This is a genomic window from Caldivirga sp. MU80 (assembly GCF_001663375.1).
Taxonomy (GTDB): Archaea; Thermoproteota; Thermoprotei; order Thermoproteales; family Thermocladiaceae; genus Caldivirga.
Genome location: NZ_LCTF01000008.1, coordinates 25,592 through 40,056, shown reverse-complemented (window position 1 = coordinate 40,056; position 14,465 = coordinate 25,592). Strand labels below are relative to the sequence as shown.

19 protein-coding genes, 1 tRNA gene and 1 pseudogene are annotated in these 14,465 nt (G+C 48.4%); 9 read left to right on the top strand and 12 right to left on the bottom strand.

The features are described 5' to 3' along the window. The first annotated feature begins 47 nt into the window (after nt 1-47). Nucleotides 48-656 carry a mechanosensitive ion channel domain-containing protein gene (locus tag AAX04_RS03655; RefSeq protein ID WP_066794257.1) on the top strand — a complete coding sequence of 203 codons (609 nt, stop codon included), beginning with the start codon at nt 48-50 and terminating at the stop codon, nt 654-656. Nucleotides 657-709: 53 nt separating this feature from the next. Here AAX04_RS03655 and AAX04_RS03650 read toward each other — a convergent pair whose 3' ends face one another. The 3 genes from AAX04_RS03650 to AAX04_RS03640 form a co-directional block, all read right to left on the bottom strand. Beyond that, complete coding sequence (locus tag AAX04_RS03650; protein ID WP_066794156.1) at nt 710-1,312, bottom strand: DUF3501 family protein; 603 nt, start codon at nt 1,310-1,312, stop codon at nt 710-712. A 15-nt stretch (nt 1,313-1,327) separates the two neighbouring features. Next, nucleotides 1,328-1,804: a rubrerythrin family protein gene (locus AAX04_RS03645; RefSeq protein ID WP_066794153.1), complete on the bottom strand. Its 477-nt coding sequence runs from the start codon at nt 1,802-1,804 to the stop codon at nt 1,328-1,330. Between the two features lie 85 nt (nt 1,805-1,889). Further along, complete coding sequence (locus AAX04_RS03640; protein ID WP_066794150.1) at nt 1,890-2,315, bottom strand: Fur family transcriptional regulator; 426 nt, start codon at nt 2,313-2,315, stop codon at nt 1,890-1,892. 136 nt (nt 2,316-2,451) lie between these two features. On the opposite strand from AAX04_RS03640, the gene AAX04_RS03635 reads away from it, so the two are divergent. Beyond that, a complete protein-coding gene (locus AAX04_RS03635) occupies nt 2,452-3,441 on the top strand; it encodes a hypothetical protein (protein WP_066794147.1) in 990 nt (329 codons plus the stop codon). On the opposite strand, the gene AAX04_RS03630 is transcribed toward AAX04_RS03635, so the two are convergent. From AAX04_RS03630 to AAX04_RS03620, 3 genes are all read right to left on the bottom strand, one after another. Next, complete coding sequence (locus AAX04_RS03630) at nt 3,434-4,225, bottom strand: nucleotidyltransferase family protein (RefSeq protein ID WP_066794144.1); 792 nt, start codon at nt 4,223-4,225, stop codon at nt 3,434-3,436. The genes AAX04_RS03635 and AAX04_RS03630 overlap by 8 nt on opposite strands. Before the next feature lie 128 nt (nt 4,226-4,353). Next, nucleotides 4,354-4,590 carry a hypothetical protein gene (locus AAX04_RS03625; protein WP_066794141.1) on the bottom strand — a complete coding sequence of 79 codons (237 nt, stop codon included), beginning with the start codon at nt 4,588-4,590 and terminating at the stop codon, nt 4,354-4,356. A gap of 278 nt (nt 4,591-4,868) precedes the next feature. Further along, a complete protein-coding gene (locus tag AAX04_RS03620) occupies nt 4,869-5,723 on the bottom strand; it encodes an SDR family NAD(P)-dependent oxidoreductase (protein WP_066794137.1) in 855 nt (284 codons plus the stop codon). A 244-nt stretch (nt 5,724-5,967) separates the two neighbouring features. On the opposite strand from AAX04_RS03620, the gene AAX04_RS03615 reads away from it, so the two are divergent. Continuing rightward, nucleotides 5,968-6,987: a hypothetical protein gene (locus AAX04_RS03615; protein ID WP_066794133.1), complete on the top strand. Its 1,020-nt coding sequence runs from the start codon at nt 5,968-5,970 to the stop codon at nt 6,985-6,987. Nucleotides 6,988-7,205: 218 nt separating this feature from the next. Here the strand turns inward: AAX04_RS03615 and AAX04_RS03610 are convergent. The 3 genes from AAX04_RS03610 to AAX04_RS03600 form a co-directional block, all read right to left on the bottom strand. Further along, nucleotides 7,206-7,284, bottom strand: a tRNA-Arg gene (locus AAX04_RS03610). 73 nt (nt 7,285-7,357) lie between these two features. Continuing rightward, a complete protein-coding gene (locus tag AAX04_RS03605) occupies nt 7,358-7,741 on the bottom strand; it encodes a C-terminal helicase domain-containing protein (protein WP_084761178.1) in 384 nt (127 codons plus the stop codon). Between the two features lie 264 nt (nt 7,742-8,005). Then, nucleotides 8,006-8,740 (bottom strand): DEAD/DEAH box helicase, encoded by a 735-nt coding sequence (locus AAX04_RS03600; protein WP_238377786.1) that lies wholly within the window; start codon nt 8,738-8,740, stop codon nt 8,006-8,008. A 315-nt stretch (nt 8,741-9,055) separates the two neighbouring features. Between AAX04_RS03600 and thrC the strand changes: the two genes are divergently transcribed. Continuing rightward, a complete protein-coding gene (thrC, locus tag AAX04_RS03595; protein ID WP_238377785.1) occupies nt 9,056-10,156 on the top strand; it encodes a threonine synthase in 1,101 nt (366 codons plus the stop codon). A gap of 72 nt (nt 10,157-10,228) precedes the next feature. On the opposite strand, the gene AAX04_RS03590 is transcribed toward thrC, so the two are convergent. The 3 genes and pseudogenes from AAX04_RS03590 to AAX04_RS03585 all read right to left on the bottom strand — a co-directional run bounded on the left by AAX04_RS03590 (nt 10,229) and on the right by AAX04_RS03585 (nt 11,406). Then, on the bottom strand, nt 10,229-10,549 hold the full coding sequence (locus AAX04_RS03590) for a PaREP1 family protein (RefSeq protein ID WP_066794130.1): 321 nt from the start codon (nt 10,547-10,549) through the stop codon (nt 10,229-10,231). Between the two features lie 5 nt (nt 10,550-10,554). Further along, nucleotides 10,555-10,868 (bottom strand): annotated as a pseudogene (locus AAX04_RS12570) (RNA-guided endonuclease TnpB family protein); the annotation flags it as partial. A gap of 94 nt (nt 10,869-10,962) precedes the next feature. Continuing rightward, nucleotides 10,963-11,406, bottom strand: a complete 444-nt coding sequence (locus AAX04_RS03585) for a zinc ribbon domain-containing protein (protein WP_066794127.1) — start codon at nt 11,404-11,406, stop codon at nt 10,963-10,965. A 430-nt stretch (nt 11,407-11,836) separates the two neighbouring features. Here AAX04_RS03585 and AAX04_RS03580 point away from each other — a divergent pair, with 430 nt between their 5' ends. The 5 genes from AAX04_RS03580 to AAX04_RS03560 all read left to right on the top strand — a co-directional run bounded on the left by AAX04_RS03580 (nt 11,837) and on the right by AAX04_RS03560 (nt 14,456). Beyond that, nucleotides 11,837-12,325: a hypothetical protein gene (locus AAX04_RS03580; RefSeq protein ID WP_066794126.1), complete on the top strand. Its 489-nt coding sequence runs from the start codon at nt 11,837-11,839 to the stop codon at nt 12,323-12,325. A gap of 230 nt (nt 12,326-12,555) precedes the next feature. Next, nucleotides 12,556-13,398, top strand: coding sequence for a translation initiation factor IF-2 subunit alpha (locus tag AAX04_RS03575; protein WP_066794124.1), 843 nt, complete (start codon nt 12,556-12,558; stop codon nt 13,396-13,398). A 9-nt stretch (nt 13,399-13,407) separates the two neighbouring features. After that, on the top strand, nt 13,408-13,638 hold the full coding sequence (locus tag AAX04_RS03570) for an RNA-protein complex protein Nop10 (protein ID WP_066794251.1): 231 nt from the start codon (nt 13,408-13,410) through the stop codon (nt 13,636-13,638). A gap of 26 nt (nt 13,639-13,664) precedes the next feature. Next, nucleotides 13,665-13,949, top strand: a complete 285-nt coding sequence (locus AAX04_RS03565; RefSeq protein ID WP_066794123.1) for a 50S ribosomal protein L44e — start codon at nt 13,665-13,667, stop codon at nt 13,947-13,949. After that, complete coding sequence (locus tag AAX04_RS03560; protein ID WP_156519676.1) at nt 13,950-14,456, top strand: hypothetical protein; 507 nt, start codon at nt 13,950-13,952, stop codon at nt 14,454-14,456. It begins immediately after the preceding gene. The last annotated feature ends 9 nt before the right edge of the window (nt 14,457-14,465 follow it).

Here is a 14,465-nt window from a genome sequence, read left to right as displayed (position 1 = left end):
AAACTAATACATATAGATACACATCCATGGCAGCTACTACACAGGAAATGAGCAAAAGCGAGATAGCTAGGCATCAAGCTAACGCCATAGTCAAGTTAGTCATGTACATAGTGGTTTACGTAGTTGTCGCGGCGGTAGTACAACTTTTAATAACAAGGTTTATACCTAGTGTTAAATCATACCAAGTCTACATAAATGTACTTCTGGCGCTAGCCTTCGGCTACCTGATAGTATCAGCCTTCGCTGATGTGATTTACTGGGCAATGAGGTTCAGGTATGACCACCCAACAGCCAGGGCTATGAGGAATGTGTTCCTCCTGATAGGTATTGGCGCATTAATAGCCAGCATAGCCGGGGCTATTGGAGGAGGTGTAGCTGGTGTGGCGGTTGGCGGCTTCCTCGGCATAGTTATTGGGTTTTCCGTTCAGCAGGTACTTGGCCAAGCCGTGGCTGGATTATTCCTGCTGTTGGCAAGGCCGTTCAAGATAAGTGATCACGTTAACCTGCTTGGTGAAGACGGCATTGTGAACGACGTGGCCATATTATTTACAGAGGTTATCAAGAGTGATGGCACTAAGGTTTTAATACCAAACAACTCCATCATAGGTAACAAGATTTACCTGCTACCTAAGCAGCAGCCACAGGAACAGAAATAATCGAAGCATAAAATTCTGTGAGTAAAAATAAGCCTCATTAACTCATTTTTACCTTAAATGACCCACAATACCCCAATTATGGAATGTCTAATAGCATCCAACTGCTCAGCGGTCAGCTTAACACCCCTATTAACCATGGGGTGCCTAACCCTCACCTCAACATCCCTACCCTCACTCAGCATCCTGCCAAGGCCGGTGGCGGATGCCTTAAGGTAGTGTATGCTCCTTGGTAATGCCCCTGGGGCGTAATCCTCTGGGTATATTGGCTTAGCGGTAATTGGCTTGCCATCTATGATTAAATCAACGGCCCCCTCTATCCCCCTGTACCTGGGTAGTAGGTTCCTTAACTCATCGTAGTTATTGATGTGTATGAAGACTGTCATTGTTAGTTCATCGGCCTTGGGAACCATTGGGTTGTACGTCCTAATGGCCTCCCTAATCACCTCAACGTCATCCGTGCCCTCCAGGAATACAGTCTCCTCTATCTGAAACCAAACGGTGGCGGCATCCTCAAAGAGTACCGTTACCCTATCATTGACGTTAACGTACCTATTCCTCTTGTAGTCGGAAATCAGCCTGTAAACCTCACTTCTAATACTTGAATACTGCGATGGTGGGTATATTTTTAAGACGTATTCAGATAGTTTACTGGCCATTTTAAACTACACCCATTAAAGCCTACCGAGGGTCTCATCCTCAACCTCGGTTTTCACACCCCTAGCCTTATAGTACTTCTCAAGGGCTTCATTGAACCTATTGGCGTGGAACCTCTCAACCTTAGCAACAGCCTCAAGCCACTCAGCAACCTCAAGGAACCCCTCCTCCCTGGCCACCTTGGCGAAGCCTGGGTACATCTGGGTCCACTCATAGGTTTCACCGTATATGGATGCCTTAAGCGCATCCTCAACAGTGTTTATCTCAATCTCGGCCACGGGGTCGACTCCAAGGAACATTAAGTGCCCGAAGGCATGTCCAGTCTCGGCGTTGGCGGTTTTCTCGAAAACCTCAGCTATATCGTTCAACCCCTGTTGCCTAGCCAACCTGGCGTAGTACAGGTACCTCCTGTTCGCCATGGATTCACCCTGGAAGGCGACCTTAAGGTTTTCATAGGTTTTAGTACCCTTTGGGATCCTACTCTTAGTACTCATAGTTAACCCAGCATTAACCTAATTATAAATATTTCGCCCTAGAACCAAATACGAAAACAAAGACTATTAAAACTATTCATGGTACTTAGCGTTGGTTAGATGCCTCTGGTTTAGAAGCGCCTGCGCAGTCACCGTAAACTATTATGTTTAGGTCCTTAACCTTAATACCCCTCTTACTTAACTCATTCTCAATGAAGCCAGTATCCACGTACACATCCGTTATCTCACCGGTATCCTCGCACATAATGTTTATGTGGGGTTGCTTCCTAACCTCGTACCAAGTCTTACCATTAGCCTCAAAGGATCTTAAAATACCAGAATTAACAAACGCCATTAACGTGTTGTACACGGTTGATATACTTATGCTAGGCTCCACCCTCCTAACCTCATTAAGCAGCTGGGTTATGTTGAAGTGTCCACCGTTAAGCAACACCCTCAGTATAGCCACCCTCTGTGGCGTGACCTTCAATCCCCTACTCCTAAGTAGGCTAGTGGCCTCCTCCTTACTCATGGGTATAGCTACTTCGAAATAGTAATAAATTTTTCTAACGCCGCATTACTGATGCATCCTATGCATGACTCATGCGCACGTTGACGTTAAGTGAGTTATGTTCTTAAAGCCTCAGGGGAATCCGGTATCCTTAGGTATGGATGTGATGAATGATAGCACCTACGCCTTGTTAGTTGGTGTCCAGAGGTTTAGCCTACTCTACGCAACATTATACATACCCCTGGCCTTTAAGGCTGATACTTACCTATGGGTGTCATTGGGCTACGCCGCATTAGCCGTAGGCGGTTTAATGGGGTACCTACTCGGCTTCAGAAGGTGGTTCTCCATACCAACCATCGTATTGGCGGTGCTGGTATTACTCTACAAGCCGCTGCTGATACCACTATTGGGTTTCCTCGGCATGCTACACTCAATCATAGTACCCAACGCCTACGTAATGTTCGGTAACAGTGGTGTCGCAAAGTCATACACGGCCTCATCAATAGCCTACCTACTCTCCGGGTTAGCCATCTACTTCACTAAGGAGCCTGTACCATTATTAGCAACCCTACTGCTAATACTCCTACCGGCAATTAGGCGTAGCGTTAGGGAATCAATAGGGTACATGTATTCATTCATGGTTAACCTAGACTTCCTGTGGGTAATCCCATACACGGTTTCAACATTCATAGTTGGTGGGTTATACACAGTATACCTATCCACCATGCCCAACTTTGATGGGTACGAGAAGGTTATCCTGGCTCTATCGGCGGGTTTAATGGGCGTGTTGAGGTGGATTTCAGACAGGTTTGTTGATGAGGTACTTTGGATTAGTGTTGCCTTAACTGGGGTCATGTTCATACTTTACTCATTTTACCCAGGCGTGGTAACCGCATTACTGTTCATAGTACCTTACTCACTAGTCTACCCACTGGTCACCATGTCTGCCGGTAAGGGCAGTAGAGACCCCATGACGAGTATCAACGCCGCCTTCGCAGGTACATCAACTGGGGAGTCCATAATGCCGACGCTATTCCACTACAACAGGTACTTGGTCATAGCCCTTTCAGCGTCCTTAATAATACTACCCCTGGCTGCGCGTTATGGTAATAGGAGGTTGGGGTTAAGCCGCATTGCCGTTAGGTGACCTCGAGTACATCGGCTCCCTGTATTGCACTGTAAGTCGCACTGTAATCACCAGGGGTACCTGTACTAAGCCACGACCTCGGGTTAACCTCCACCGCAAGCACCTTGGCGTTGTCATTCACGGCTAGTTTAATGGCGTCGGTGAATTCGACAATAAACCTACCATCATCCTCCATTTTCCTCAATGCATCATACAATACACTGTACCTAAACATGTAAACCGCCGTTAACGCCAGGTCAGATTTAGGTTCCCTGGGCTTCTCGGCAATATCAATAACCCTGTAAACGCCGTCACCAACCTTCGTGAAGCCTTGCAGTACGCCGTATCTACTTGGATTACTAACCCTCCTGACGAAGACTATTCCATCGGCGTCATGCTCGTTTACGAGTTTAATGGCATTCGTTAGGATTGAGCTTTCATTGACGAGGAGGCCATCATCCGCGTGCACTATGACCCACTCAACACCGTTAAGGCACCCCAGCCCCCTGTACACAGCGTCGCCAAAGCCCCTGGGTTCAGGTTGGGTTGTGAAGTCAATGTTGAAGGTTCCCCAAAGGGCCTTAGTGTACCTCACAATGCCCTCATCATCAACCCTCCTGGTTATGCATATCCTGCTGCAGCCAACCCTGGTTAAGGCTGTTATTATTAAGTCCAGCATGGGCCTTATGTGAGGTTCCCTATTAACCTTAACCACTACTGGGAGAAGCGCCTTCGGGAAGACCAAGGTCCACGGCCCATTCCTAGAGCCTAAACCAGCTGCCGTAACCACGGCGCCAATGTTCATTGAAACCTTAACTTAACCGTTAATATAAGCCGCACTCACCTGAGGTGAGTTACCTGGCATCTACCTGTATTGATTAACCACATATTGGGTTGAATACCTACCTAAGCGACGTCATTGAATAGCTTCACTCATCTCGAATGCCTAGCCCCTTTAACCAACTCGTCAACGTAAATGTTTAATGCGGCAAAAACCACGGTTAATACCGATATCACTGTGGCCGCCGCCAGTATGGGGTTCATGCCTGCACCGTAGTGGTACCCATTGGCTATTAGCCATATGAACCAGGCTAGGAAGCCTACCATTGCGCCGGCGTAAGCTACATTAAAGTACTTCGTCACGGTAATGAGAACCTTAAGGTAATCCATACTCAAATTCATAACCCTCGGTCTTTTAAACATTACCGGTGCCACATTGGCTGCATTTACTTTTGCCGAGAATTAAGGCAAGCTAGGGTTTAAAACATGGCTGCAGACCGCTTTATTAAATATCTACATTCACTCCTTATTAATGGTAGTGGCTTCAATGAACTTAACTAAGCCACTATATAAGTGATAAGGGATAGGGAAATTGATAACCCTTAAAGAGGGGTATCATTTGAAACTCAAATTGCAACTGAATCCCACCCTTTAGGGGTAGGATAGGGTCATTGGTATAGTTGCCTTGCGGATTCTTGAATCTGCCTAAGCAGTCTCTCCCAGCCGCCGTAAATGGTCCAGCCACCATCAACTGTTATTAAAGCACCAGTCACGTATGATGACAGTTCAGAGGCGAGGAAAGCTGCAACGTAGGCCACCTCCCTGGCATCACCGTACCTACCCATCGGTACCCTACCCTCAATATCCTGCCTGGTGTACTCACCCCTAGCTATGTTAACCTCCTGGGCCGAGGACCATATGTAACCTGGGGCTATTGCATTAACCCTAATGCCCAACGGAGCCCACTCAACCGCAAGCACCCTGGTTAAGCCCACTAACCCAGCCTTAGCCGCTGCGTAGGCTGCCCGCTTGGGTAGCGCCACTATTGGCCCAACCATGGAGGCTATGTTTATTATCGACCCCTTAATCCTCTTATCAACCATGACCCTCGCCACCAGTTGGGACATGTAGAAGGCACTGAATAGGTCTATTCTAAGAGTCCTCTCCCAGTCATCAACACTTAGGTTCAGGCTATCCCTAATCATGTTTATCCCAGCGTTGTTGACAAGAACATCAACCCTACTAAACCTATCAACAGTCGTCTTCACAATGTTTTCGCAGTCCTCATACCTACTAACATCCCCAACAACCCCAGTGACCTCCCCCTCACTGACCTCCTCGTTAAGTCTCTTAACAGTGTCCTGAACCTCATTGGCGTTCCTGGCGTTGATAACCACCCTTGAACCCATCTCCTTAAACACCCTAGCTATCTCATACCCAATACCCCTGGTTGACCCGGTTACTATCACCACCTTACCCTTTAAATCTGGGAAGGCAGCCTTATACTGGCTTGGGCTACCCATAGGTCCACCCCATTAACTGGTTAAATAAGCATTACATAGGACCTAGTATCACACAGCCCAAGGGCTGAGTATACTCTGTGGGGGCTTTTCAGACTCAAGTAATCACCACTATGGAGAGTTAAACCCACTTATGGTTAATTCCATTACATTAATCCACCGAATACTGATCGATCTTGGTTGAGTCAATGTGTGAAGCCTCATGTATGAATAATGCTTAAATACGCCGTTAGGTTGATTCAGGTTGATGAAACCCTACACATTAACAATAGTGGTTGCTGTGGCATTACTGGTTGTGATAGCGGTCTTAACCTACATGTACGTCACCACTAGGGTTAGTTTAAACTACGTGAATGATAGGTACATTAGCCTCCTCAACTCCGTAACTGAACTTCAACTGATTAGGAATGTACATGGTTCATTGCCTGTCATTAACGTCTCCGCCGTCTACGCCACCATGGATGGTTATGCCATTGTCCTCACGATTAGTAACCCTGAGAACTACACCCAATACCTCTACTATGTTGACGTAACCTCACTCCCCTATTCACTACGCACTTACTACGTAGGCAACGTGGCGATTCCACCCCTAAGTAGGATCACATACCCCATCTTCGTCTACGTTAATAGTTCAGCCTTAACCGTAAGCACCATATACAACTTTAACCAGGTGGCCGGTGGATCAGAGTCCACTAGGATAACCGCCATTGGGCCAGTCTACTACTCGCTAAGCACCCTACCAGGCTCAACCATGACCCTAAGCTACTCGCTGATTAATGGTTCAACAATCACGTATCCATACGTCATAATGAACTTCACAGTCCTTAACAACACAATATACGCCAGCGCCGTCACCAGCGACTCCTGGCCCTCTGAGGTGCTACTCTCCTACCTATCACCAAGGCCATTCACGATAACTGGCTACAGGCTCATCGCACCCAACGGCACAGTGATGCTCTCCTGCACATCCACATCAGCATCCACCTACCCCAACGGCACCATTGTTAGCTACATACCAACACCCGTAGGCCAAGTCTACCTACCACTGTATAATGCATCTGCAGTAACTACAATACATTACTGGCTGGGTAGCTACTGGGATACCTTTACCTATAACGTTACGTCAACATGCCTAGGGTCGTTCATACTATTCTCGAAGCCATCAATACACTATGAACTTCAAGTAAACTACTCAATAAACGGCGAGGAGAAAACCTTAACAATCCCAGTAACCTTCTACACAACGTCAATACTAGCCTGGAGCTAAGCAGACTCCCTTAACGATAACAGTCAAGTCTCACCATTCATGGCGGTGGATTTATAAATCAGCCTTTAAGGTATTTAGTAACCCCCATGATAGACAGGATAACAACCAAGAGACCCCAAAGTGAGAAAAACCGCCTTTACAGGGCAGGGATCATCAATAACTCAAATTCATTCTAACATCTGGTAAGTGACTTAACAACACTACCGATGACTGGTAACTGGCGGGCCCGCCGGGATTTGAACCCGGGTCCTACGGCTCCGGAGGCCGCCGCTCTAATCCAGGCTGAGCTACGGGCCCATTACCTTAACCCACCTATTAGTGTATTTTAGCGTTCCCGTACCTTAATTAATTAATACCCTATGCTTTTCTTTTAATCATTAGCTATGGTGTAGTCTACGCCTGTTAGCCTAGCGGCCTCATCCAGGATCCTTAACTCACTCCTTGTTGCTAAGGTAATGGCCTTACCCCTATTATTTAACCTAGCCGTCCTACCAATCCTATGTATGTACGTTTCAGGGTCCCTTGGGGCATCGAAGTTCACAATCAGGTTAACGTCAATGATATCAAGGCCCCTTGAGGCTAGATCAGTGGAGACTAGGGCGGCATCCCTCATCCCCCTAAACCTAGCCAGCGTCCTCTCCCTTACCTCCTGCCTTAAACCACCGTGAAGTAACATTACCCTTAACCCATCGTTGCGCAGTTGAGTATACAGCCTATACGCCCTCTCCCTAGTGTTTGCGAATAATATTGACAACGCACGACAAGCTTCGCCCTTTAGGGCGGGGTCACCCCACTACGTGGGGATCCGGCGATAGGTTTATTAATCCCAGCTTTGTTAGTGTAGTTAGTGCTTGGGGTGGTGCCCCCGAGAAGGGGGTTATTTCCCTCCGTCAGATGAGCCGGTGGGGCGATACCCCACCCTTATCACCACCCCAAGAACGAAAACATTAACCCCCAAAGAGGGGGCAACGGACGAGACCCCCACAATGAAACCCCACCCCTCAGGGTGGGGAGGGGGTCATTTACTGCCCATTACCATTCCTCTGGCTAACGCATACTTACTTCTCCATGAGCCATCTGTTATGTAGACTAGTTGCTCAACCATGGGCAATTCATACTGGTGGGCACCCATGCGTATTATGAATGGGTTCACTAGGATTTTATTAATGGCATCCCTAACACTCATGGGTAATGTAGCAGTTGCTGCATGGGTCTGCCTCCTATCACCGGCTAGGCTGGATATGGTGTTTATATCATTGATGAACCCCATGTCAAGCATTCTATCAACCTCATCAATTATAAGGTACTTGACGTTACCAAGATCCACCACCGACCTATTGGCCAAGTCAAGTAGCCTACCTGGGGTAGCCACCACCAATGATGCATCCCTGAGCGCCTTAACCTGCTCAGCGTAGCCAACACCACCGTACACCACGGCACCTGTGAAGCCGATGTACTTGTTGAAGGACTTGAATTGCGAAGTTATCTGAAGTGCAAGTTCACGGGTGGGGGAGACTATTAGCGTCTCCGTTAATCCACCCCTCATCATGTTCATGGTTGGGAGTAGGTATGCTGCGGTCTTACCGCTTCCGGTCCTAGCCTGCATTGCTACGTTAAAGCCATCAAGAATCTTAGGTATGGCACTCCTCTGCACGTCAGTGGGTTCGCTGTAGCCGCAGTCCTTGATTGCCTGCCTTAATTCATCCCTAAGTAGGTTGAAAACCATGATCTCCAGGCCCCTTAACCTAGACACTAATAAAACGGTGCCTTTAGATGCTCAAGGGCAAGAGATGATAATTGTTTACTAATATAAATAAATTTAATATAAATATTACTGAGATCATTTACTAATATTAGTAAAATAATCATACCACTACCATAGCGTAATGCTTAAAAATAAGCTACTGGTGTATAATAGCAGAGGGTTAAATCCCGGTTAATGTGTAAAAACATGGGTTTTTCCCTTCCCCTCACATATATATTGCCGGTAATACTTATAAACCAGGTAAGGCATAACCACCGGGATAGGTGGGATTGTGGCGGAAACAGACTAGGCATAGGAGGGTACGTGTTTAAATGCCCAAGGTGTGGTTACGAGACCGAGCCAAGCCCAATCAACTTCACCTGCCCAAGATGCGGCTCACTAATGGAGGCCGTGCTAGCTGAGTTGCCGAGAGATGTTAGGTTCAGGTACAGGAGGAGACTGGGGGTTTGGTCCTACGTGCAACTCCTCCCTAGGCCAAGGGTAAGGGTAACGCTCAATGAGGGTGGGACACCGTTGATTAAGGTTGGTAAGGGCCTTTACGGTAAGTTTGAGGGGCTCAACCCAACGGGCTCCTTTAAGGATAGGGGGATGGCTGTGGGGGTTAGTTTAGCCAAGTCAATGGGTGTGCGCAGCGTCGTGGTGGCCTCCACTGGTAACACCGCGGCCTCAGCCTCGGCTTATGGGGCTAGGGCTGGCTTAAGGCCAATAGTACTGCTGCCCAATGGTAAGGTGGCTAGGGGTAAGTTAATACAGTCCATTGTGCATGGCGCAAGTATAATGGGTGTTGAGGGTTACTTCGACGATGCATTAACTGAGGCCCTTGAAATGTTCAAGTCTGGTAAGGCATACTCCCTTAACTCCATCAACGTTTGGAGGCTTGAGGGGCAGAAGAGCATAGCCTACGAGATCTATGAGGAGGTTAAGGTACCCGACAACGTAATAGTGCCGGTGGGTAATGCCGGCAACATATACGCTATATGGAAGGGTTTCTGGGAGTTAATGCAGGCTGGCTTAATAGACAAGCTACCTAGGATGATAGGGGTTCAGGCGGAGGGGGCTGCGCCACTCTACGAGACGTGGCGGAGGGGGGTTGATTCGTTAATAGAGGTTAATGCACCAAGGACCATAGCCTCAGCTATAAGGATTGGTAAACCCGTTAACTGGCTTAAGGCCATTAAGGCTGTTAAAACCACCCACGGCCTAATAGTGACCGTCAGTGATGGCGATATAATGAGGGCCAGGGATAGGTTAGCCAGGCGTGGCGTCTTTGTTGAACCAGCCAGCGCATCAACATACGCCGCATACCTAAAGCTACTCAGGGAGGGTGTGGTGGATAGTGGTGAATTAACCATACTGGTGTTAACCGGGCACGGCCTAAAGGACCCAGACTCAGTTAAAGGTTAAGCATTAATTGTTGAGGGCTTGTAAAAACAGGTTAAACTACTGCGGTATTCAGGCTTTATACTGAGTAAGTAATTAGGTTTGATATGCCTTACCCGCCAACGTACCCTTAGCCTTTTCAAGCATCTCCCTCACTATCCCCACCAAGACCTCCACCTCCTCCCTCCCATACCTAGCCTCATGAAACCCCCATACATGCAACTCGTAGCCAGCCTCCCAACCCCTAAGCACCCATTCACCCAACGTCTTTGACAACTTTATTGATGCTGAGGATAGTTCATAGGTGTACCATCTGCCCTCCCTCAGAGCCTTCTTATACTCCTCGAGACCATGCACCTCAACCAATGCCTTAACCACCTCCTCAGCCACCTTATACGCCTTCTCTGATGCCTGCACAAGCTGACCTCCTCCCCGTCCTTAAGGGTGGGGGTTGTCTTTGGGTTGTTTATTGGTTTGTGGTTTACTGTCTTCATCCTTATTGCTTCATTGCTGGTGGGTGTGGTTCGCACCCACTCCGCTCTGCTCGTCCAGCGGTAGACCACGGGCTGGGTCTTCAACCCATTACCCCCATCCCCCACCGTGAGACACCCCAACTCACGGATCCCAGGGACTCGGGGATATGTAGGATGTTCCTTGCACCGTTCAAGTCCGCATTAATGACCTTCCCCATGCGGGGACACTTATAGAGGCCACGTTCAACACGCCCGCCCTCGTGAGGTTAGAGATTTATAAAAACCCAGCCCTGTCAAGGTATCTAGTAGCCCGCAACAAGCGTGGGTAACCCCCAAGACCCCAGGGAAACCCGCCCTTTAAGGCGGGGAGGGGGTCAGAACCCAGTACATGGGCACCATGTCCCTAGGAGCCTTGAAGCCACAATTAGTACAAATCATTACCCTTCCCTTTTGCTGCGTCAGCTTATGCTTGCAGTTTGGGCATTTCCTGCTGTAGAGTCTCTTGAATTCGTAAGGTACACCATACCACTGTAATTGGGTAACCAGTAATTTCACGAATCTTTTTAGTCCAGAGAGAAGTAACTTACTGATTTTCTTCCCATACCTCCTCATGAGGAGTTCCTTTAAGCTCTCCCAATCAACATCATCAATAACCACCATTGCCCTATACCTAAGGGCTTTCTTAGTGAGCTTCCTGGCTAGGAAAACCGCCTCAGCCCTAATGAGCCTATACGCACGACTCCTAAGCCTCCTAACCAACCTCCCAGCCCTCTTAGCATTCTTTAACTTAAAAAGAGGCAAGGATTTATAAGCGGGTACTTTGGGGCTATACTGACCCACTCCCAGAGGTAAGGCACCGAGGAAGGAGCGGGGTCAGACCCAGCCCCACGGGCGCTGACCAATGATGCCCCAAGAATGGGGGCACAGACCCGACAAGAGATGAGCAGTGATTAGGGACACAGAGATGCGGGGAACGGGGCAAAAATTAACCACTGCCTTATTTTAAAAGCATATCTGTCTGCATAGTTATTATGATTCCATACCTCTTTCCTACCCTTCAATATTTGACTTCGTATTGCATTGTGAAAAGCTTATTAAGATCCTGGCCATTAGCAACATGCCCCCGCCCGGTAAACCCGCCCCTTAAGCCAACCCCACCCACCCAGGGTGGGGTCATCATTAACTTGCCGTGAGTTATTGATTTATAGGCTAATACCCGTTAACCCAACGTGTGGGTGTAGTTAACCTAGTGCTCACCGCACCGTTTAACGTGGATTGCAGAGAGGGGGTTGATTACGCGGTGTTCCTAATACCCCAGTTCATAGGTGACTTGATGAGTGGGGGTAGGTGCGTTAGGGCGATTATACTGCCTAGGGGGCAGGCTAGGTGGCTACGTAATTACATTGACTTGGTTTCATTCCTGCGTAGAAGTGGTGTGAGGTTAATTGTACCCATCGACGAGATTAACGATGTTGATGATGCGTTGAGGCGTAGGTTAATCATAATCCCGCACATAGATGACTCCAGGTTGATCAACAGGATCAGTGAACTGGACTCAGCGTCAATATACGCCAACGTGACTGCCGACTTCAATGAACCACCTAGGCTCAGGGAATTGTTCATACACCTAACGCCACCTAAGCTTAGGAGGGGGTTTAACGTGGTTTATGGCCTACCAATTGTCGAAGCTGACCAGGTATATCTAGTACACTACCCATGACTAGGCATGATACGTCGATTGACCCCGCAATAGGCGGGGTAACTGTCGAGACCCCCCAGGGTGAAAACCGCCCCTCAAGGTGGGGAGGGGGTCATTTGAATTCCACCTAGGGTTCATGAAGCTTTAATTGAATGACGGATAATAGCATACCCAGCCTAGGCGGGGCCACAGTGCTGAGTGTTGATAAAAGTTTATAAACATAGAGGGGCATCGCAAGGGAAGAGTTGGCTATGAGCAGCGTGAGCAAGAAGAGTGCGCAGGGTCAGCAGGCCACGGCTGTTAGGTTCTACAGGAGGCAGTACCCCGAGGTTGGTGAACTTGTGGTTGGGACGGTTAAGAGGATTGAGGAGCATGGAGCCTACATAACCCTGGACGAGTACGGTGGGGTGGAGGCATACGTACCCATTAATGAGATTCTCCAGTCCTGGTTCAGGAACATTAAGGACTACTTGAAGGTGGGTTCTAAGGCCGTGTTCAAGGTTATGAGGGTTGACCCAAGGAGAGGGTTAATAGACCTATCACTGAGGAGGGTTAGGGACGAGGAGAAGGAGAGGAAGTTTAATGAGTGGAAGAGGAACCTGAGGGCCATTAAGCTCCTTGAGATGGTTGCCCAGAGGATGGGTACTGATGTGAATAGGCTAATGGAGGAGGTCGGCTGGGGTATAATGGAGTACTACGGGGACCTATACTCAGTGTTCGAGGAGGCGGCTAAGGGTAACGTTGACCCACTGGTTAAGCTCGGGGTTAGGAGGGAGTTAATAGATGAAATCGCTAAGATCGCCAAGGAGAGGATTGAATTACCCAAGGTAACCATAGTGGGGGTGGTGAGGATAATAAACCTCAAGCCAAATGGGGTAGAGTACATTAGGAAAATACTTGAGGAGGCGGTAAACGAGGCCGGGAAGTTAGGCGTCACTGCCAGGATATACACAATAGGTCCACCAAGATACAGGATTGAGGTAACAGGTGACGACCCTAAGCGGGTTGAGGATGCCTTCGGGAGGCTAAGCAGTCTCATAATCAATGAGGCTAAGGCAAACGGAGGCGAAGCCTCTGTTTCAAGGAGCCAGTGAGTGTTAACCATGGTTAGGTCCGTGATGATGAAGTGCCTCAGGTGCGGCAGGTACACCCTGAGGAAGGATAAGTGCCCTTACTGCGGGGGCCCATTAACAAGCCCACACCCACCCAGGTACTCCCCGGACGATAAGATGTGGAGGTATAGGCTCATGCTTAAGGTTGCCTCAGGTCAATTGGAGATTAATGAGGAGACCAGGAGGAGGGTTCTTGAGTCGCTTGGTTCTGGAAAAGCTTAAAATAGGCGGTTAAAGAACCGGTTAGCATGAAGATACCCAGGGTAATTAAGACCTATTGCCCAAGGTGCAGGACGTACACGGAGCACACAGTGACCCAGTACACGTCAGGTAAGAGGAGGACGCTGTCGGAGGGGCAGAGGAGGTATGATAGGAAGCTCCTCGGCTACGGATCAACCAGGAAGCCTAGGCAGAAGACGTTCTACAAGGTCACCAAGAAGGTGACGCTTAAGTTAACCTGCAGGCAATGCGGCTACGTAACCCACAGGACCATTGGCAGGCTTAGGAAGGTTGAACTAGTGGAAACCCGTTAAGTGCCCACTATGTCACAGCAGAGACTTGCAGTACTGAGGTGGTACAGCTCACTGAGGCTCTACTTCCTGCTATCCGTAATACTAATCCAGGTTGGTTCATACATGCTCGGCTACTCACTAATACTACCAAGGAGTTACCTAACCATGCTCAGCAGTGAAGCAGAGGAGGCCGCATCAATGCCCTTCCTGGATAGGTTGATAAGCGGCCTGGTGGGTTTAGTCATAGCCTACATACCCTACGTGGGCATTGGCTGGATGTCCTACAACCTAATTAATGTAGGTGAAATAGGGCTCATAAGCCCACTACAGTCCATAGTCCAACTATTCTACCTAGTAATACTCACAGCCTTCCCGATAGTAGACGGGACGCTGATAACAACAGTAGTAGCGGTTAGCAGGGTTAATAAGGTTCAGCTACCCAGTGGGTTCCTCAGGACCGCGTTAACCCAGTACGCAGTCTCCATAGGAATCTCACTAATATTATTCATAATATTAATCTCACTTTAACTGCGCCCA

What these genes read in the sequence shown, in the direction of transcription:
- AAX04_RS03655 (WP_066794257.1), top strand. Translation starts at nt 48, where the DNA reads ATGAGCAAAAGCGAGATAGCTAGGCATCAAGCTAACGCCATAGTCAAG.
- AAX04_RS03650 (WP_066794156.1), bottom strand. Translation starts at nt 1,312, where the DNA reads ATGGCCAGTAAACTATCTGAATACGTCTTAAAAATATACCCACCATCG.
- AAX04_RS03645 (WP_066794153.1), bottom strand. Translation starts at nt 1,804, where the DNA reads ATGAGTACTAAGAGTAGGATCCCAAAGGGTACTAAAACCTATGAAAAC.
- AAX04_RS03640 (WP_066794150.1), bottom strand. Translation starts at nt 2,315, where the DNA reads ATGAGTAAGGAGGAGGCCACTAGCCTACTTAGGAGTAGGGGATTGAAG.
- AAX04_RS03635 (WP_066794147.1), top strand. Translation starts at nt 2,452, where the DNA reads ATGGATGTGATGAATGATAGCACCTACGCCTTGTTAGTTGGTGTCCAG.
- AAX04_RS03630 (WP_066794144.1), bottom strand. Translation starts at nt 4,225, where the DNA reads ATGAACATTGGCGCCGTGGTTACGGCAGCTGGTTTAGGCTCTAGGAAT.
- AAX04_RS03625 (WP_066794141.1), bottom strand. Translation starts at nt 4,590, where the DNA reads ATGGATTACCTTAAGGTTCTCATTACCGTGACGAAGTACTTTAATGTA.
- AAX04_RS03620 (WP_066794137.1), bottom strand. Translation starts at nt 5,723, where the DNA reads ATGGGTAGCCCAAGCCAGTATAAGGCTGCCTTCCCAGATTTAAAGGGT.
- AAX04_RS03615 (WP_066794133.1), top strand. Translation starts at nt 5,968, where the DNA reads ATGAAACCCTACACATTAACAATAGTGGTTGCTGTGGCATTACTGGTT.
- AAX04_RS03575 (WP_066794124.1), top strand. Translation starts at nt 12,556, where the DNA reads ATGAGCAGCGTGAGCAAGAAGAGTGCGCAGGGTCAGCAGGCCACGGCT.
- AAX04_RS03570 (WP_066794251.1), top strand. Translation starts at nt 13,408, where the DNA reads ATGGTTAGGTCCGTGATGATGAAGTGCCTCAGGTGCGGCAGGTACACC.
- AAX04_RS03565 (WP_066794123.1), top strand. Translation starts at nt 13,665, where the DNA reads ATGAAGATACCCAGGGTAATTAAGACCTATTGCCCAAGGTGCAGGACG.